The sequence below is a fragment of the Pseudomonas sp. AC136 genome, from assembly GCF_979258585.1.
This window is the reverse complement of record NZ_OZ409865.1, coordinates 280,555-298,436: the sequence shown is the minus strand read 5'-3', so window position 1 is coordinate 298,436 and position 17,882 is coordinate 280,555. Positions and strand designations below refer to the sequence as shown.

The following is a 17,882-nucleotide window of genomic DNA, read 5'->3' as shown; positions in this document are numbered from 1 at the left end:
ACGAAAAAATTACCTCTTACCTAACCCGAAATTACCTGCCTGAGTAAGCTGCTCCCCCCAATAACCACGGGGCTTTCAGAGATCTTTTCCCGCACGGCAAGAAAAATTACCCGTTTTGGACGGCCCACCCCAATTCTCACTCGCGACCTCCAAGCCGTTGCCGAAATCGTTCCATAGCGCGTCAAAAACACCCCTACCCTTGCAGGGTTCCGCAGGTATATCTCACACAAAACAACGCCACACAGCGCCCTTATTGGGCCGTCTGAATGGTGTTGCAGGGGTGCAGGTACATCGACACATTTAGCCCGCAGGCGTGGCGGGGGGACGAGCGCGCGCGCATGGGTCAAAGGGAAACTGGCGTCACCGCGCAACGCGGTCCGCAGGACAGCATTCGTCAGCCATTTTGCGGATGTAGAGCTGGTAACTCGTTAGGGTGTTCGCAACGTTTCGAATGAACCCGTTCCAAACCCGTAGGTCACACAACGAGCGAGTCCCGCGAGGAAGCGCATCGTACAGGCTGAGCGACGGTGTGAGGTTTGAACCGATGGATTACACGGAAAGGCTTATTGAGCTGGTCAAGGCCCGCGAGACTGCGAGCAATGACATGGATGGTTTTATGCTTAAAAATCATCCGTTCAGTTACCGTGACTCCATTGAGTACTTGCGGCTCACGAAGCGATATCTCGCGGCAGTAAGCGAAGAAATGGCGGCGCGAACTTGCTTGGTACCAACGGTCAGTTTTCTAGATTGGCACCCTACGCAGGGACTTCATACGGCCGGAAGCGATCACCTCCTCCCCCAGGCAATCATTGATCTGTAGAAGCCGCGCCTGCCCGGGCTCCAGCTCGTTGACAGCCCAAACCTCAGCCGCATCGCGGATTGATCCCAACCCGCCAGCGTTCTGCGGCACCACGCCCATGAGCTGCGGCGGGATGCGCAACATTGCCAACTAGTCGTCGCCGATGATTTCTTGATCGTGCCGAAGTCGTCTTTCCCGGCCACTTCGTAAAACGCATCGCAAAAAAAGCCGCCTCGTTGGGCGGCTTTCTTCATTGAGTTCCGATCTACCAGTTGAAGTAGATCAGCTCGTTGGCTTCCTTACCGTTGCCCCCGCCTACCGTGTGGCGGAACGGCACCACCTTCAGCCTCAGCGCGCTGAATGCCTCCCGGATCTGCGGGTGGTCATTGATGGAAATAACCATCCGACCCTTAATGCTGGCTGCCAGCTCCGCCATGGCTTGGTATTGCTCAAAGCCGAAACCACCAGGTGCATAACCTGCGGTCTGCCAATACGGTGGGTCGAGGTAGAACAACGTGTGCTCACGGTCGTAGCGACGGATGCACTCTTTCCAATCCAGATTCTCTACCGTTGTCCTGGCCAGGCGGAGGTGTGCCTCGCTCAACTTCTCTTCGACGCGCAACAGGTTGAGCTTCGGCGGAGTCGTCGTAGCTGTGCCGAACGTCCGGCCGGTTGGTTTGGCGCCGAAGCACAATTGCTGCAGGTAAAAGAAGCGCGCTGCGCGCTGAATATCCGTGAGGGTCTGCGGCACCTGCATGTTCGCCCACTCGAACATTTTGCGGCTGACCAGCGACCATTTGAAAGAACGGACCAGCTCCTCCAGGTGGTTGGCCACCACGCGATAAAGGTTCACTACCTCACCGTCAAAGTCGTTAATCACCTCAACCCGGCTTGGCTCTTTCATAAAGAACAGCGCCGCGCCGCCACAGAACGGCTCGACGTAGCATTCGTGATCGGGGAACTCCGGCAGGATGTGTTTTGCGAGGCGGCGCTTGCCACCCATCCACGGGAAAATTGGTTGCGACATAAGTGATCCTTGTCTGATTTTTTGGATTCGCTTAGGCTTCGCACCCCCTGCGCAGTGGGGCGAGGCCTTGGTTGGATCACTCGGCTAGCTCGAGTGGTACAGCGTCGAGCTGGTGTTGACGCACCGGCTCGTCGCCTCGTTTTTTCGCTGCGCGGGGGACTACTCCCCCTTTGGGGCGAGTTCCAGCGGTTTGAACCGCACGACCTCCTCACCTACCCAATCGTTGAGCAACGCCAAGCGGGCCTGAATTGGCTCCATCTCCAGCGCGGCATAAACCTCAAAAGCCTCACGCGGCGAACCAAATCCGCCGGCGTTTTTCGGCACGATTCCCATCAGCTGTGGGTAAACACGCAAGGCGGCGAGCACGTCACCCTGGGTTTGGTCTTTGATCGAATTGAATTCATCCTTCGCGGCCACCTCGCTGACCGGAATTAGCTGAATGCCTTCCTTCTTGCCGTTGGGGGCGTATACAAACAGGTTGCGAAAATTGCCCGGCCCTTTGGAGTTTTTGAGGGCGGTGCGCAGGTTGTCGATATCGTCTTCACTTTGCGCGGCATCGGTCATGTAGAGGATGAAACCGGCGTGGCTACCGTTCTCGTAATACTTGCGTCGGAACAGAGTGGCGGACTGGTTTAGCAATGCTGATTGGAGAGCGCTGACCCACTCGGGTAGGCCATAAATCTCCTGGTGCAGATCAACCTCGCGCAGGTGGAAAACGCTACCGGGTTCAAATTCGTGCTCATCCCTCCACCCCTGCACCTGGAAGAAGCGACCGTCTTTGCCCACGCGCATGTATTTCGCCAGGGTTGGTTTTAGCGACACCGTGGTGTTGATCTGTGAGCGGCGCCGCTCGATGTAGCCGTTGCCAAGGCATAGGTAATCCTGCGCGTACTGTTCAAATGCCTGCCGCGATAGCAGCTTGTGAGGAATGAAGCTCCGGCTCAGTTGGTTGCGTTTAAAGCGCAACCCGGAGTCCAGATGCACGCTTGCCTTTACCGACCGGGCTAACCCGTCCATGGAAAGCGGCGGCTCGTACCAGCGGCCGTTATGCCAGCACTCCAGGTAATCAAAAATCTCGCGGGAGGAAAGCACTGACTCAGGCTCGCCGAACGTAAAAGCCATCGCCCCCTTCTGCCCAACAGCGGTGCTGACCGCCAGCTCGTTACCTGTAGTCATCCAAAAATCTCCATGCGGCCGGTGTTGGCGGCGGTCTGCCCCTCAAGGGGTTCGTTATGCAATGCGTGAAAGAGCGCCCAGGCCAAGTCGGCGTGACCGGTCTCTTCGTTGCGCCCGGATGTGTATGTGAATTGCCTGCCGCTCTGGGTGACTGTTTTGCGGATTGCCATTAGCGACTGCGCCATGTCGGTCCAGCCGGCATCGAACTCAAGCCGCCCTTTGTGGATGACGTCGTAGGCCTTGAGGACCAGTCGCGTTTTCACCTCTGGCGAATAGCTGAAGGTGGTCAGGCTTGGGAAAAACTGTTTAACCAGCTGGGCGACACCCGATCCCATGCCTGTCATGTCGATGCCGATGTAGGTTACCCAGTAGCGCAAGGTGACCTGGCGAATCGCCTCGGCCTGGGCAGAAAAGTCCATCCCGCGAAATTGGTGGCGCTCAAGTACGCGGAATTTGCCGCCCGGCACCATTGGCGGAGCTACCACCACCAGCCCCGCGCTATCGCCAGTCTCAGCAGGGTCGTAACCCACCCAAACCTGGCGATCGCCAAATGGGCGCCGCAAGAATGGTGAATAGTCCTCCGACCATTCCACCCAACTATCAACCATGCATGGCTGAAGAATGGTCAGTGGGAAGATGCTCGCCCCGTCGTCGACGAACTGACACATCAGCAGGTTTTGGAACGCCTCGGCGTCGTACTCAAGACGTAGCTCTTCCAGGTCGAAAAGATCGCAACCCCGGCTTTCAGCATCCAGAATCGTCACGATCTGGCGCCACACACGGTCCTCACATAATCGGCCCTGCTGCAAGGCGTCGTGGGATACATCCAGCCTGATACGTTGCGCCGCTGGCTTGCCCTTATTGAATCGCTCTCCTGTCCAGAACGTATAAGCCTCATGGGCCATGCTGGACGGCGTCGAGAAATACGTTCGCCGATATTGCTTCTGCATCGCCATGCCACTGGCGACCTTGTTCAGCTCTTTGAATTTGAACGTCCAGAAGAACTCGTCGAAGTAAAAATTGCCGTGATACCCCTGTGCGGTGCGAGCGTTGGTACCGAGAAAGTGCAGCTCGGCCCCGTTGGAAAGAATGATTGGATCGCCGGTGAGCTCAACACCCACTACCTCACGGGCAAACGACTGGATATACGCCTTAAAAATGTGAGCCTGGTTTTTCGAGGCGGAAAGAAAAATCTGGTTTCGCCCGGTGGTCAGAGCATCAATCAGCGCCTCACGGGCGAAGTAAAACGTCGCGCCAATCTGGCGGGATTTGAGAATGGCCCTGGTGCGCTGATTGCCGGCTTTGTACCAGTCCAACTGATACCCAAAACATCCGTCGACGAACGCTTCGGTCAGCAGCTCGATATGTTCTTCCGCGAACTCGTTACGCTTCGGTGCTTTCTTCGGCCCATCGTTGCGCTTGGCCAGCTCGGGATTTAAATCCGTTTCTGTACCGCCGCCCTGGTACCGCTGAATACGAGACTGACGCTCAAGCTGGCGATGCAGAAGGTCGATCTCTTTGAAGTCGCCGCCCGACTTCCCGTCCTTGAGGATTAGCTGAACAAGGCGTGCCTCCAGCGCCCCGCCGATTCGCTCGACGTTGTCCGCCCTATCCCACTCGTCTCGCGACTTCCAGGCGTGGACCGTTTTTTCTTTCTCGGATAAGTACTCCGCAATTTCGCAGACGCGCCAGCCGGTCCAGTACAAAAACTTGGCCTGGCGGCGGTTATCACGGATGGGGTTTTCTAGGGCAGCATTCATGGCGCCGATGCTGCCGCCCTCGCGCGAGCGTCAGTAGCGCCCGGCCCTGTAAGCGCGCCCGCTACAAGCTTGGGCGATTGCTCGTATCCCCTCAGAAATCGACCATGCCCTCAACGCAACGGCAGCAAGCCGCCAACGCATCGAGGACAACCCGAATGGCCGGTACCAACAACAATCCCAGCTCGAAATTTCGCTCCAACTGGTTCCGCGTGGCTGTCGAAGGCGCCACCACCGACAAACGTAAAATCGAGCGTAACTGGCTTGAGCAAGCAGCCAAAAATTTCAGCCAGAACACCTACGGCGCCCGTGTATGGCTTGAGCATTACCGCAGCCTGCTGCCAGACAGCCCGTTCAAAGCGTACGGCGATATCACGGCGGTCAAAACTGAAGAGGTAGAGATCGCCGGTCAGAAAAAACTGGCCCTGTTCGCGCAGATCGAACCGACTCCTGAGCTGGTCGCCATGAACAAGGCCAAGCAGAAGATTTACACCTCGATCGAGATCGACGAGAGCTTTGCCGACAGCGGCGAGGCTTACATCGTCGGGCTTGCAGTGACTGATTCGCCGGCCAGCCTGGGCACCGATGTCCTGGCATTTTCCGCCCAGAAGCCAGACGCCAGCCCCTTTAAGGATCGCCACTACTCGGCGACCTCAATGTTCACCGAAGCCCTAGAAGCTGAAATCAAATTCGAGGAGTTGGTCGACAGCGAGAGCAAGGTCGCAGGCCTGTTCAAACGCGTCACCGAGCTGCTCGGCAAGAGCAAGGACAAAGCGGTCAAGGATGACGCCCAGTTCTCCGAGTTGAACGAAGCGGTCGAAGCGCTCGCCGGCCACGCGGCCGACCAGAGCAAGTCATTTGCCGATGAGCAGGAAGCCCGCAAGGCCCTGGAAACCAAACACGAGAAGCTGAGCAGCGACTTTGCCGACCTGCTCAAACGCCTCGACACCACCCAAGATCACAGCCAGCAAAAACGCCCGGTCGTTACCGGCGGCGCTGATGACGTAGTCACCGACTGCTGATCCCCCCACGGACAAGCCCAGCCAAGGATTACCGGAGAACACCATGCGTAACGAAACCCGTGCCCTTTTCAACGCCTACCTGTCCCAGCTCGCAAAGCTGCATGGCGTGCCCGATGTCACCACCAAATTCACTGCTGACCCGAGCGTTGCGCAAACGCTGGAAACCCGCATTCAGGAGTCCAGCCAGTTTCTCAGCGCCATCAACATCTACGGCGTGTCCGAGCAGATGGGCGAAAAAATCGGCCTGGGTATTTCCGGTCCGGTGGCCAGCACCACAAACACGGCGACAACTGATCGCGCCACCACCGACCTGACCACTCTGGACGACCGTGGCTACGCCTGTACCCAAACCAACTTCGACACCCACCTGACCTACGCGAAGCTCGACGCCTGGGCCAAGTTCAAGGACTTCCAGGCGCGCATTCGTGACGCGATCCTGCAGCGCATGGCGCTCGACCGCATCATGATCGGTTGGAACGGTCTCAGCCGCGCCGCCACCTCCAACCCAGCCACTAATCCGCTGCGCCAGGACGTAAACATCGGCTGGCTACAGAAGATGCGCACCGAGAACGCTGCCCGCGTGCTCAAGGAAGTAGTGGCCGCTAGCAACAAGATCACCATCGGCGCCGGCGACGACTTCGAGAACCTCGATGCCCTGGTGTTCAGCATGGTCAACGAGTTCATCGAGCCCTGGTACCAGGAAGACCCGCAGCTCGTTGTTGTCTGCGGTCGCCAACTGTTGGCAGACAAGTACTTCCCGATCATCAACAAGCCAAACGTTCCGACTGAGATGCTGGCAGCGGACATCGTTACCAGCCAGAAACGCATCGGCAACCTGCCTGCTGTTCGCGTGCCGTATTTCCCTGCTAACGGGCTGCTGGTAACTCGCCTCGACAACCTGTCCCTGTACTGGCAGGAGGGCACTCGTCGCCGCACCGTGTCGGACAATGCCAAGCGTGACCGCGTCGAGAACTACGAATCGGTCAACGAGGCGTACGTCATCGAGGATCTGGGCTGCGCCGCCTTGGCCGAAAACATCGTCCTGAGCTGAGGCAAGCCACCATGACCAATCCTTGCCGCCAGCACTTCCAGCGCGTCACCGCAGCCCAAGCTGCGGAGGCGGCATCTGGACCAGATCAAACGATGGCGGGCGCGACCGCCTACGAGCTGCAGCTCGCCCAGCTCCTGCAGGACCGCCTGCGACTCAAGCAGGTGCAATCCAACGCAGGCAAAGCCGAGCTGAAGCTTCAGTTGCTGCCGGCATATGGAGCCTATGTTCGGGGCGTACTGGAAGCTGGCAATGGCGCCCAGGACGAAGTGCTCACCACCATCATGATCTGGTCGTTTGATGCCGGCGCCTTTGAGGCTGGCCTGCTGATCGCCGACTACGTGCTGAAGCACAAGATGGTCATGCCAGATCGCTTCGAGCGCACCACCGGAACCTTGGTGGCGGAAGAGGTCGCAGAGGCCGCGTTGAAGGCGCAGAAAGCAGGCGACCGTTTCCCGATCAGCATCTTGGAAACCACCGAGAGCGTTACCGCAAAACAAGACATGCCGGATCAGGTCCGCGCGAAGTTGCAGCTCGCACTCGGCAAAGCGTTCGCAGGCCAGGTCAACGAAGAAACCCCAGCCGCAGAAGCGTTACCGTCGCTTGAGCGGGCCAAGCAATACCTGAGCCGCGCCATCGAGCTGCATAGCAACTGCGGTGGCAAAAAGGATCTGGAGCGCGTTGAACGTCTCCTGAAGAAACACGCTGTGCCGGTTCCACCGGCCAGCTAACCGAGCGTACCCCGCAACCCGGGCGGCTCGGGGCGGATCAGCATGGGCATTCCTCCGTGCTGATCCGCCCCGACCACCGCCCTCTAATTCGAGCGCAGCACATGAATGGTTTCGTGGCTGGTGGTGTTTCCACCGGGTTTAACCTAGTCAACGACGGGTTCTGGCCAGACATCGATGCCGACAAGCTGCGCGATGCACAACGTATCGAGAGCGCTATCACTAACGCTCGCCTGGAGGTGGCCACGGTCGCCGCGATGGTCAGCGTCAACAAAGACCTCCGCACCTGCAAACTGAAATGGCAGGCCAGCGGCCACGCATCGCTTGCCGAAGTGCCAGCGGATCAAATCGGCGGAAAGAGCGTCCTGGTACACAGCTATCTGCGTGCTGTGTATTGCGCCACCAGCGCCGAAGTCGCAGAGCGATACCGCAGCTACGACTCCACCAATAGCGGCGAAGCCAAAGCTGCAGAAGAAACCAGCAGCATCGACGAATACCGCCGCGACCAGCGCTGGGCCGTGCGTGACCTGCTTGGCGTTGGGCGGACCACGGTGGAGTTGATTTGATGGCCAACACAACGCGCGCCCTCCAGGGCGACACCGTGGACTCCATCTGCTGGCGTACTTACGGCCGCACCGCAGGCATCACCGAAGCCGTACTAGAAGCCAACCCAGGCCTGGCTGACCTTGGCGCAGAAATCCCCCAGGGCACCACCATCACCCTCCCCGATGAAGCCCCTCAACCTCAACGACAAACGGTGAACCTATGGGACTGATCTACCTAGCGCTTTACAAAGGAAAAGGCACGCTGTTCAACGCCCTGATCCGCCTGTGGACGCGCTCCAAATACAGCCACTGCGAAATCATCATGCCGGATGGCCGCTGGCTGTCGGCCTCGGCCATGGATGGCGGCGTCCGCGCCAAAGCGATCACCCTGGACGGCAAGTGGGACGTTATCGCCGTGCCATGGGCTAACGCTGCCCTGATCGAAAAGCTCTACCGAGACAACGAAGGCAAGGGTTACGACTGGCTTGGCTTGCTCGGCAGCCAGCTCGTACCCATCACCGTCGATAACCCACGCCGCATGTTCTGCAGCGAGTTCTGTGCCGCCGCCCTGGGTTTCCCCCTGGCACAGCGCTACAGCCCCGCGCTGCTTGGTGAAGTCGTGCGCCGCGTCCAAGAAATCACCAACACTGGGCCACGGAATGAAGCACATGCCTGATCGTCCTGAAACGTGGGCCTGGCTGATGGCGTGGCTCGAAAACAACTGGCCTGCGCTGTACGCCGGCCTCTTAGCGACCCTGATTGCCGGCCTGCGCGTGATGTACAGCGGCGGCAATTTGCGCCGGGTGATGCTGGAAGCACCGCTCTGCGGCCTGCTGGCACTGGCGGCAAGCCACGGCCTGGCCTTGTTGGGTATCCCTGTCAGTACCGGTCCATTTTTTGGCGGAATAATCGGCCTACTGGGTGTCGAGTGGACGCGTTCGCAGGCTCGCAAAGTCCTCAACCGTAAGGCAGAGCAGCTATGACCACACTCCGACACGGCGACCGCTCGCAGGCGGTACAACAGTTGCAAAAAGCGCTAAACGCCAGGGGCGCCAGATTGGTTGCTGACGGTGATTTCGGTGACGTTACCGAGGAAGCTGTTCGTGCCTTCCAGCGCCAGATTGGCTTGGTCGACGACGGCATTGCTGGCGAGAAAACCCAGCTCGCTCTGACGGGCGGAGATTGTTCGCGGTTGCTGAAAGCCGCGGATCTGATTGCCGCCGCCAAGCGCCTCGGCGTTGAAGTGGCTGTTGTCTATGCCGTAAACGAGGTGGAGAGTGCTGGTAAAGGCTTCCTCGCCAACGGCAAGCCAGCGATCCTGTTTGAGCGACACATCATGTACCGCCAGCTCAGCGCCGCCCGCCATGCCAGCGACGACCTGCACGAGTTGAAGGCGCACGCCGACGCCCTCGCTGCTCAGTACCCTGCCCTGGTGAACCCAAAGGCAGGCGGATATTCCGGTGATATCGCCGAGCACCAACGTCTAGCACGCGCTCGCTTGATCGACGACCTTTGCGCCCTGGAATCGACCAGTTGGGGCGCCTTCCAGATCATGGGCTACCACGCCGTTTCGCTGGGCTATCCAAGCGTGACCGACTTCGTCGAGCGCATGCAGAAAGACGAGAGCGAACACCTCGAAGCCTTTGTGCGTTTCATTGAGGCGGACCCGGTGCTGTTGAAGGCACTCAAGGCCCGCAAGTGGGCAGATTTCGCTAAACGCTACAACGGCCCAGGCTATGCCCGAAACCTCTACGACGTGAAGCTGGAGCGAGCCTACAAGCGGCACGCTGACGGCTACTGTGGGAGCGTTGCGGCATGACCATGCTGCGGCAGGCTGCTTACGGTGTTGCCTTGTTGGTTGCCCTCGGCGTGTTGCTCTGGACACAGCTTCTTCGCACACAAGCCGAGGACGCACGCGCCGAACTCGCCAGCGAACAACAGCAGCAGGCCAACGAACGCATTGAGCGCCAGGTAAACATCATCTCCACGCTAGACCAGGCACTTCAGAAGGAACGCGATGCCCAGCAAGGGCTGCGTACCACCATCAATCAACTGCGCGCTGGAGCCAACAAGCGCGAACACCAGATCCAGGAGCTCGAACGTGAAAATATTGATCTGCGGGCTTGGGCCGCTGAGCCTCTCCCTGATACTGCTCGCCGGCTGCGGCAGCGCCCCTCTCTCACCGGAGCCGATGCTTACCGAGACTGGGTGTCCGGTAGTGGTGCCGTGCGTTCTTCCGGCGACGGCGCCTACTAATAACGGCAACCTCCTCACCGACGTAGACCGTGCAGAGCTGGCCTGGGCCGAATGCGCGGCCCAGGTCGACATGATCTACCGGCATCAACAGTCGAAGGCCGCCCCGTGATCAAGCCCAACAGCCTGCGCGCCCACCTGTTGGCCTGCGTGCCGGATCTAAAACAAAATCCGGATCGCCTGCTGATCTTTATCGACGACGGCAACATTCGCTGCACAGCGGCGGCCTCGTTGTCGTGGGAATACGTGTACAACATGCAGCTAATCATTACTGACTACGCTGGCGACCCCGACGCGGTGATGTTGCCCCTGCTGGGCTGGATAAGCGTTCACCAGTTGGAGCTGCTGGCGAACCTGGAAAAGGTGGCCCAGGGCATCGGATTTGAAGTGGACGTGCTGGCTAACGACAAGGTCGACATGGCTATCACCCTGCCCTTAACGGAGCGGGTAGTCGTGGCAACGGACGCCCACGGCGCCACCACCGTTACGCACCCGCAGGAACCGCAGCCGTCTGCGGCCTTCGCCAGTGCGGGATGGCCAGCCGAAGGCCAACTGCCAACAGACGCCTGGTACGTTCCCCGTGGCTGACATGGTCGACGAGCTCCACAACTGGCTGACACCGCTAATGATGCGCGTCGGGCCGGCCGAGCGGAGCAAATTGGCCCGCACCGTCGCCCAAGAAGTAAGACGCAGCCAGCAGCAACGCATACTGGCCCAGCGCAACCCCGACGGCAGCGCCTATGCCCCCAGGAAAAAGCGAGATCTACGCGGCAAGGCCGGACGCATCAAGCGTAAGGCCAAGATGTTCACGAAGCTGCGCACCGCTCGGTTCCTAAAAGCACAAGGCAACGCAACCGCCGCGACCATCAGTTTCGCCGGCCGTATAAGCCGCATCGCTCGCGTCCATCAGGAAGGACTAAGGGATCGGCCAGGCAGAGGCGCGCCTGACGTGAAATATGCGAAACGTGAGCTGCTCGGCCTAACCGAAGCGGAGCGAGAACTGGTTTTGGGCAACCTACTACGGCACCTGACGCGCTAAGCTCACCATCAATTGCGCGCGCAAGGCCGTAATGGGCATCTAAACACCCGACTCCACGGAGAAAGAGTGGATTGATAAGGAGAGAGCTTTGAAGTTGAGAACAGCTTGCATAAAGTGCTTTACGGTTGACGGCCTTACACAGCCAGTGTTCTCGCTCGTGGAAATTGGCGATAACAACATTCACGAAACCGTCTGTTCTCGCGGACATAAGACGTCTATAGTTTTTAACCATCATAAGCACGAAATTCTTTTTGAAATGGGTGCTATGGCTTTAATAGATGGCTACCCGAGAGAAGCAATTTCAACGATTGCTGCGGCACTTGAGCGTTTTTACGAGCTCTGCATACGAGTGGTAAGCTCCAGCTTCCAAATCCCAGAAGACGAACTAAAAAAGGCATGGCAAGCTATCGATTCAGCGTCAGAGCGACAGCTTGGAGCGTTTGTCTTAACCATGCTCTTATGGTCTAAGGAGTGCCCAGACCTGATCGATAACAAGAAACCAACTCTGCCCAACACATCCTTACGAAACACAAAAACCTGGAAAGAGTTTAGGAATGCTGTAATTCACAAAGGCCTCATTCCATCCGAGGCAGTGGCGATCGAATATTGCGAGCTTGTGTACTCGCACATCAACAAACTAACCAAGATAATAACCTCGAAACACGAAGATGCTTGGCTAGCCGAAATTAGTAAGCAACACGCAGCTGCACAGCAATTTAATCCTGGCGAGGAAATAACTTCTTTTGGATTGCCAACTACGCTTTTTCTGGCCCGAGGCACACATGCGCCAACAAATTTCACGGAAGCGTTAAAACAATTGAATGGCTATAAAGAGATTTATGGCCGTTGATTAACTCATCGTGGCGCGGCGCACCCCGACGGCACGGCCTAGGCCCCACGCAAATAACACGAATTGCGCCGCTAGGCTGGCCGTATCAAACATAAGGTCAAAATCGTCACCAATCTGAGGACGGTGCGGCATCTAAAAACCCAAGGCGATGCCAATCAGGCAACCGTCACATTTACAGACCGCATCGACCGCATCGACCGCATTGCCCGAGGCGCGCCGGAGGTTCATCCTCCAAGCGCGAGCTGTTGGGCTTCACAAACGACGAAACAAATCGAGTGTTTGACCACCAGTTGAAACACTTAACCCAATAACTTTGAAAAAAGCGAAAGGCTCTGGGATCATGCATTTTCTATGCATGAGAGCGGCAAAATGACCACCGGACAAACGATTAGGCGCATTAAGAATATCCCAGAGAGAATTAAAAACCTTAAGCCTCAAGAAGCCTTCTATGAATGCGCGCTCGCGTTATTATTCGTCTGGTTTGTACTATTATTTTTTTCGAAAGGCCTACCGTTACAAGTCACCGCTGCAACTGCGTTAACACTTACGGCACTAGGTCTAATTATTGACATCTTCGACTGGTCTAAAATCGCCAGCAAATTTGTAAACGACAACCTCATAGGTAAAGCGCTAGCGGCCAGTGTTGTCGGCGCTTCCGGCGCTTTCTCGTTAAGCTATTCCTCATACATCATAAACTCATTTACTTTAACTGCAGTCAACCCCTTACCTTATACGACGACATTTATCGCTATTCCTGCGACTTTCCTGCTAATCATAGCTTTCCTGCTGCTAACATTGGTTGTACTCACCCTAATCCTGTTACTACTAGTTCCTGTTATCACAACGGTAGACTTTATCGAATTCAACAAAAAAGCCCTATCCCCTAAAACACCGTCAAACGAAAACAAAACATTCAAGCGTGTCGCACTAATGAGCATTCTGAGAATTCTCGGATGTGCATCATTAGTAACCGTACTAGCTGGCTCACACCTTAATTATGAAAACGGTTTAAAATCGCTTGCTCGGAATTTCGCTTTTAATCTAGAACTACGCTCACATGACACATGCGCCCAACCAGGTGAGCGAATAGTTAGAATTAATAGCTCAAAAATATTGGCAGCTACTTCTGCAGACGCATTTAGCATTCGTAACTGTGCGGAATAAAGGAGAGCCGCACTTCCAGATCTAAAACAGAGCTTGTAGAACCTGTTCATACAAGCTCTGCGAGCTGCGCCGCTCGCGCGAGGCCGCCAACATCGGCGGCATGAACGATCTCGCCACCCTCGCCCGCCTAATCGAAAGCCTCATCCGCATCGGCACCATAGCCCAGGTGCAGATGCAACCGCCGCGCGTGCGCGTGCAAACTGGCAGGCTGCTTACTGGCTGGCTTCCGTGGATCACCCTGCGCGCTGGCGCCGATCGCGTCTGGAATCCGCCCACCGTTGACGAACAGGTGCTGCTGTTCAGCCCGTCCGGCCAAACCGCCAACGGCGTAGCCCTCTGTGGAATTTTTAGCGATCACCTGGCCGCCAATGGCAATCGTGATGGCTTGCACCGAACCACCTACCGTGACGGCGCAGTAATCGAGTACGACAGCATCGCCCACCACCTACGCGCGATCCTGCCCGCCGGCGGCAGCACCGAGCTTGAAAGCACCGGAGGCATCAGCATCAAGGGGGATATCTCCCACGTCGGCAATTACACGCAAACCGGTAACCAGGACATCACCGGCCAAGTGCAGGTCAGCATCGACGTCGTCGCTGATGGCATCAGCCTGGTCAACCACCTGACGCCTGGTATTCAGCGGGGCAACGGCCTCTCGGACAAGCCGCAATGAATCGGCAAACGGGAGGCACCATCACCGACCTGGAGCACATCAGCCAGAGCGTGGCGGACATCCTCACGACTCGAATCGGCACACGCGTTATGCGCCGCGCCTACGGCAGCCAGTTGGTGGATCTGATCGACCAGCCTGGCAACGGCACCACCCGCCTACTCGCCTACGCAGCAATCGCCATGGCCCTGATCCGCTGGGAGCCACGCATCCGAGTTAGCCGTGTGGAGCTCAACGCTGGAACAATGGCTGGGCAGTTTGAGTTGGTGCTAGAGGCAACAGTGCTCAACAGCAACGAACTGCAAAGCCTCCGGATTCCACTGAACATGGGGGCGTCCGTATGAGCGTCTGGACGCCAATTGACTTAGCCGCTTTGCCTGACCCAGATATCGTCGAGCAGCTCGATTACGAAGTGATCCTAGCCGAGCGCAAGGCTTATCTCATCAGCCTTTATCCCGTAGCCGAACAGCCGGCCATCACAACGCGCTTAGCGTTGGAGTCGGAACCGCTGACCAAGCTATGCGAGGAAAATGCTTACCGCGAACTGCTGTGGCGCCGCCGCGTAAACGAAGCGGCTTTGGCTACGATGTTGGCCAAAGCGCGGGGTGCCGACCTTGAGCAGATTGCAGGCAACTACAACGTCAACCGCCTGGTAATCACACCCGCCACCGATGACACGGATGCGGTGATGGAGAGCGACGATGCTCTTCGTGAACGTACTCAGATGGCGTTCGAGGGGCTTAGCACTGCCGGCCCGCGCAACTCTTACATCTTCCACGCCAGAAGCGCGAACGGGCGTGTCGCCGATGCGACGGCCGAAAGCCCAAGCCCTGCGGTAGTCGTGGTGACAGTGCAGGCGTTAATAGGCGATGGCAGCGCTGACCAAGAACTGCTGGACGTGGTCAGCGCCTACCTATCCGATGAAGACCGCCGCCCCGTCGCCGATCGCCTCATGGTGCAAAGCGCCGACGTAATTGAATACACGCTCAACGCGCAGTTACTGCTCGCTACGACCGGCCCAGAAAGCGAGCCCATCCGCCTGGCGGCCGTGGCTCGGGCTGAAGCGCTTACCCGTGCCCGCCGGCGTCTCGGTGTAGAGGTCTCGGCGTCTGCAGTTTATGCCGCGCTGCATGTCGAGGGCGTGCGCAAGGTAGTGCTAACGGGTTGGGTCGATATAGTTCCCACGCCCGCACAGGCTGGCTACTGCACAGCTATCAACGTGACAGTGGGGGCGCTGTAATGACGCGCCCGATGCTGCCCTCCAACGCAACTCAACTGGAGCGCCTTGCCGCTCAGGCGTTGGCGCAAATTGAGCGAGTGCCTGTGCCCATAAGGTCGCTGATCGACCCCGCCCGCTGCCCCGTGGCACTGCTGCCCTACCTGGCCTGGGCGTTCTCCGTAGATCGCTGGGAAGAGTCCTGGTCGGAATCAATCAAGCGGCAGGTGATTCGCTCCGCTTGGTTCGTGCATGCCCACAAAGGAACGATTGGCGCACTGCGTCGAGTCGTTGAACCACTGGGCTACTTAATACGGGTACTGGAGTGGTGGCAAGAAACTCCACCTGGTGTGCCGGGCACATTCAAGCTGGATATCGGCGTGCTCGACTCGGGCATCACCGACGAGATGTACGACTCCCTGGTACTGCTGATCGACGACGCCAAACCGGTTAGCCGCCACTTGATCGGGCTTGCTATCAGCCTTGAAACGCGGGGCACCGCTTACGTCGCGGCGGCCTCGATCGATGGCGAGATCCTAACCGTCTACCCCTATGAGCCTGGTCCGATCGAGGTCAGTAGCAATGCGCTGCTGGGCGGCGGCACCACACACCAAATCGACACACTGAGCGTTTACCCATGAGCCAAACCTATTACGCGATTCTTACGGCCGCCGGCGAGGCAAAGCTCGCTAACGCAGCCGCCCTCAACGTACCGCTACAAATCAGCAAAATGGCCGTGGGTGACGGGAATGGTGCTTTGCCAAATCCGATTCGGACACAGACAACTCTTGTGCACGAAAACTATCGGGCCGATCTGAACACGCTGTCGATCGATGCAGCGAACAGTAGCCAAATCATCGCGGAGCTGGTCATCCCAGAAGCCACGGGCGGTTGGTGGATTCGAGAAATGGGGCTTTATGACGCCGCAGGTGTGCTGATCGCAGTGAGCAACTGCCCGCCCAGCTACAAACCTCAACTGGCAGAGGGCTCCGGCCGCACCCAGGTGCTGCGCATGGTATTGGTCGTGAGCAGCACTGCCGCTATCGAATTGAAGATTGACCCAAGCATCGTGCTCGCTACCCGCACCTATGTTGATAACAAGGTGCTCGAGGAGTTGAACAAACAAGACTTCAAGTTTTCCGCCGTGGTCGCCTCTACCGCGCCCGTCACAATGAATGGCCCCCAGACTGTTGACGACGTGCTGCTAGCGGCGGGCGACAGGGTGCTCGTCAAAAACCAGGCTCAAGCAAAAGACAACGGACTTTACATCGTCGCCGCTGGGGTATGGCCACGAGCTCTGGATGCAGACGCCAGTAGCGAAGTTACCCCCGGCATGTTTGTGCACATCGAAAAAGGAACCACCAACGGCGACAGCGTTTGGCAGCTCGTAACGGACGCGCCGATTACGTTGAACAACACCGGTCTGGTATTTGAGATGGCCGTGGGACGCACCGGTGTAAGTGCAGGCACCTACACCAGCGTGACCGTGGATAAATACGGGCGAGTTATTGCCGCAACGAATGCCCCAGCTGTCGCGGCTCTATCGCGCGTCACAAGCCTAAATGCGTCAGCAGCTCTAACGGCTTCGCAAATGGGCCTGCTGCTGCTCGATGCCTCGGCTGGTGACCGCACCTTCACGCTACCCGCAGCCGACTCTAGCCTCGGCGTCGTCGACGCGATTGTCCGGCGAATCGACAACAGCAACACGCGTCTTACCATCCAGGCGGCTGGCACCAACAAGATCAAAATGCATACCCACCTGAACCCGGCTGGCTATGGCTTTTTGTACCTGATGGGCGCGGGCGACTGGTGGCACCTGCGCAGCGATGGCGCTGGAAACTGGTGGCCGATTGGGCGCCTCGACACCACTCCATTGGGCCGTCCCACTTTTGAAACGACGACAGCTTTCAACCCTGGCGGCAATGGACCTTTAGGAGCGGTCGTGTACACCCGAGCGGAGTGGCCGTGGCTGTGGGATCACGCGCAAGCGTCCGGCATGCTGACCACCGAAGCAGCGCGCATTGGTATGGAAGGCGGCTGGACGAGCGGGGATGGAGCCACAACATTCCGTGGCCCAGAAGGCCGAGGCGTGTTCATGCGAGTGCTCGACGACAATCGGGGAGTCGATACATCGGTCATTACCGGCTCGCTCACAAGCGGTAGCGCCGCAGTCGCGTCGGTAAGTTTTGCAGGCAATACGGTCGGCGTTGGCATGGCCGTCAGCGGCACAGGTGTGCCTGCCAACGCGACGATCATCGCTGTGACGGCTAACAGCGTAACGCTCTCCGCCAACGCCACAGCCACGGGAGTAACGAAGCTTACTGTCACGGGGCGAGTCGCCGGCAGCAGCCAACAAGACAACCTGCAGAACATCACCGGTTCTATGAATGGGGTGATGCAACTGGTGCAAAGCGGCGGGACAGGAGCCTTTGACTACACCCTGTACACCTATCACACCGGCACGCAGGGCGGCGGCTCCACCGTAAACAACTTTAACTTCGACGCTTCTCGCGTCGTCCGAGCTGGGTCGCAAACACGCCCTATGAACATCGCATACCCCGGCCGCATCAAGCTGATCTGAGGACCAA

At 58.0% G+C, this 17,882-nt stretch carries 21 protein-coding genes and 1 pseudogene; 19 read left to right on the top strand and 3 right to left on the bottom strand.

Features of this window, described 5'->3' with window-relative positions:
• Positions 1-1,064 precede the first annotated feature (1,064 nt).
• The 3 genes from ACZZZU_RS01380 to ACZZZU_RS01370 form a co-directional block, all read right to left on the bottom strand.
• Positions 1,065-1,826: a DNA adenine methylase gene (locus ACZZZU_RS01380; RefSeq protein ID WP_463549498.1), complete on the bottom strand. Its 762-nt coding sequence runs from the start codon at positions 1,824-1,826 to the stop codon at positions 1,065-1,067.
• Positions 1,827-1,985: 159 nt separating this feature from the next.
• On the bottom strand, positions 1,986-3,002 hold the full coding sequence (locus tag ACZZZU_RS01375) for a phage portal protein (RefSeq protein ID WP_463549497.1): 1,017 nt from the start codon (positions 3,000-3,002) through the stop codon (positions 1,986-1,988).
• On the bottom strand, positions 2,999-4,762 hold the full coding sequence (locus ACZZZU_RS01370) for a terminase ATPase subunit family protein (protein ID WP_463549496.1): 1,764 nt from the start codon (positions 4,760-4,762) through the stop codon (positions 2,999-3,001). Before ACZZZU_RS01370 ends, ACZZZU_RS01375 begins: the two co-directional genes overlap by 4 nt.
• A gap of 155 nt (positions 4,763-4,917) precedes the next feature.
• Between ACZZZU_RS01370 and ACZZZU_RS01365 the strand changes: the two genes are divergently transcribed.
• The 19 genes and pseudogenes from ACZZZU_RS01365 (at position 4,918) to ACZZZU_RS01275 (ending at position 17,875) form a co-directional block, all read left to right on the top strand.
• Positions 4,918-5,781 (top strand): GPO family capsid scaffolding protein, encoded by an 864-nt coding sequence (locus tag ACZZZU_RS01365; protein ID WP_463549495.1) that lies wholly within the window; start codon positions 4,918-4,920, stop codon positions 5,779-5,781.
• Positions 5,782-5,824: 43 nt separating this feature from the next.
• Positions 5,825-6,832, top strand: a complete 1,008-nt coding sequence (locus ACZZZU_RS01360) for a phage major capsid protein, P2 family (RefSeq protein WP_463549494.1) — start codon at positions 5,825-5,827, stop codon at positions 6,830-6,832.
• Between the two features lie 11 nt (positions 6,833-6,843).
• Entirely contained in the window at positions 6,844-7,560 is a 717-nt protein-coding gene (gene gpM, locus ACZZZU_RS01355; RefSeq protein ID WP_463549493.1) for a phage terminase small subunit, read from the top strand.
• A 101-nt stretch (positions 7,561-7,661) separates the two neighbouring features.
• Positions 7,662-8,123, top strand: a complete 462-nt coding sequence (locus tag ACZZZU_RS01350) for a head completion/stabilization protein (RefSeq protein ID WP_463549492.1) — start codon at positions 7,662-7,664, stop codon at positions 8,121-8,123.
• A complete protein-coding gene (locus ACZZZU_RS01345) occupies positions 8,123-8,332 on the top strand; it encodes a tail protein X (RefSeq protein WP_463549491.1) in 210 nt (69 codons plus the stop codon). Before ACZZZU_RS01350 ends, ACZZZU_RS01345 begins: the two co-directional genes overlap by 1 nt.
• Positions 8,323-8,778: a hypothetical protein gene (locus ACZZZU_RS01340; protein ID WP_463549490.1), complete on the top strand. Its 456-nt coding sequence runs from the start codon at positions 8,323-8,325 to the stop codon at positions 8,776-8,778. Before ACZZZU_RS01345 ends, ACZZZU_RS01340 begins: the two co-directional genes overlap by 10 nt.
• On the top strand, positions 8,762-9,085 hold the full coding sequence (locus ACZZZU_RS01335) for a phage holin, lambda family (protein WP_463549489.1): 324 nt from the start codon (positions 8,762-8,764) through the stop codon (positions 9,083-9,085). The genes ACZZZU_RS01340 and ACZZZU_RS01335 overlap by 17 nt, the downstream gene beginning before the upstream one ends.
• Complete coding sequence (locus tag ACZZZU_RS01330; protein ID WP_463549488.1) at positions 9,082-9,921, top strand: N-acetylmuramidase domain-containing protein; 840 nt, start codon at positions 9,082-9,084, stop codon at positions 9,919-9,921. Before ACZZZU_RS01335 ends, ACZZZU_RS01330 begins: the two co-directional genes overlap by 4 nt.
• Positions 9,918-10,280: pseudogene (locus tag ACZZZU_RS01325) on the top strand (Rz-like lysis system protein LysB); the annotation flags it as partial. The gene ACZZZU_RS01330 and the pseudogene ACZZZU_RS01325, both read left to right, overlap by 4 nt.
• Positions 10,204-10,467 (top strand): Rz1-like lysis system protein LysC, encoded by a 264-nt coding sequence (gene lysC, locus ACZZZU_RS01320; protein ID WP_463549487.1) that lies wholly within the window; start codon positions 10,204-10,206, stop codon positions 10,465-10,467. The pseudogene ACZZZU_RS01325 and the gene lysC, both read left to right, overlap by 77 nt.
• The gene (locus tag ACZZZU_RS01315) at positions 10,464-10,943 is read left to right on the top strand and encodes a phage tail protein (RefSeq protein ID WP_463549486.1); all 480 of its coding nucleotides are present in this window, start codon (positions 10,464-10,466) and stop codon (positions 10,941-10,943) included. Before lysC ends, ACZZZU_RS01315 begins: the two co-directional genes overlap by 4 nt.
• Positions 10,936-11,394, top strand: a complete 459-nt coding sequence (locus ACZZZU_RS01310; RefSeq protein ID WP_463549485.1) for a phage virion morphogenesis protein — start codon at positions 10,936-10,938, stop codon at positions 11,392-11,394. The genes ACZZZU_RS01315 and ACZZZU_RS01310 overlap by 8 nt, the downstream gene beginning before the upstream one ends.
• Before the next feature lie 88 nt (positions 11,395-11,482).
• Positions 11,483-12,244 carry a hypothetical protein gene (locus tag ACZZZU_RS01305; RefSeq protein WP_463549484.1) on the top strand — a complete coding sequence of 254 codons (762 nt, stop codon included), beginning with the start codon at positions 11,483-11,485 and terminating at the stop codon, positions 12,242-12,244.
• 369 nt (positions 12,245-12,613) lie between these two features.
• The gene (locus ACZZZU_RS01300; protein ID WP_463549483.1) at positions 12,614-13,408 is read left to right on the top strand and encodes a hypothetical protein; all 795 of its coding nucleotides are present in this window, start codon (positions 12,614-12,616) and stop codon (positions 13,406-13,408) included.
• 100 nt (positions 13,409-13,508) lie between these two features.
• Positions 13,509-14,081, top strand: coding sequence for a phage baseplate assembly protein V (locus ACZZZU_RS01295; protein ID WP_463549482.1), 573 nt, complete (start codon positions 13,509-13,511; stop codon positions 14,079-14,081).
• Positions 14,078-14,422 carry a GPW/gp25 family protein gene (locus tag ACZZZU_RS01290; protein ID WP_463549481.1) on the top strand — a complete coding sequence of 115 codons (345 nt, stop codon included), beginning with the start codon at positions 14,078-14,080 and terminating at the stop codon, positions 14,420-14,422. The genes ACZZZU_RS01295 and ACZZZU_RS01290 overlap by 4 nt, the downstream gene beginning before the upstream one ends.
• The gene (locus ACZZZU_RS01285) at positions 14,419-15,318 is read left to right on the top strand and encodes a baseplate J/gp47 family protein (protein WP_463549480.1); all 900 of its coding nucleotides are present in this window, start codon (positions 14,419-14,421) and stop codon (positions 15,316-15,318) included. Before ACZZZU_RS01290 ends, ACZZZU_RS01285 begins: the two co-directional genes overlap by 4 nt.
• A gap of 11 nt (positions 15,319-15,329) precedes the next feature.
• A complete protein-coding gene (locus ACZZZU_RS01280) occupies positions 15,330-15,935 on the top strand; it encodes a phage tail protein I (RefSeq protein ID WP_463549479.1) in 606 nt (201 codons plus the stop codon).
• Positions 15,932-17,875, top strand: a complete 1,944-nt coding sequence (locus ACZZZU_RS01275; RefSeq protein ID WP_463549478.1) for a phage tail protein — start codon at positions 15,932-15,934, stop codon at positions 17,873-17,875. The genes ACZZZU_RS01280 and ACZZZU_RS01275 overlap by 4 nt, the downstream gene beginning before the upstream one ends.
• Positions 17,876-17,882: the final 7 nt, after the last annotated feature.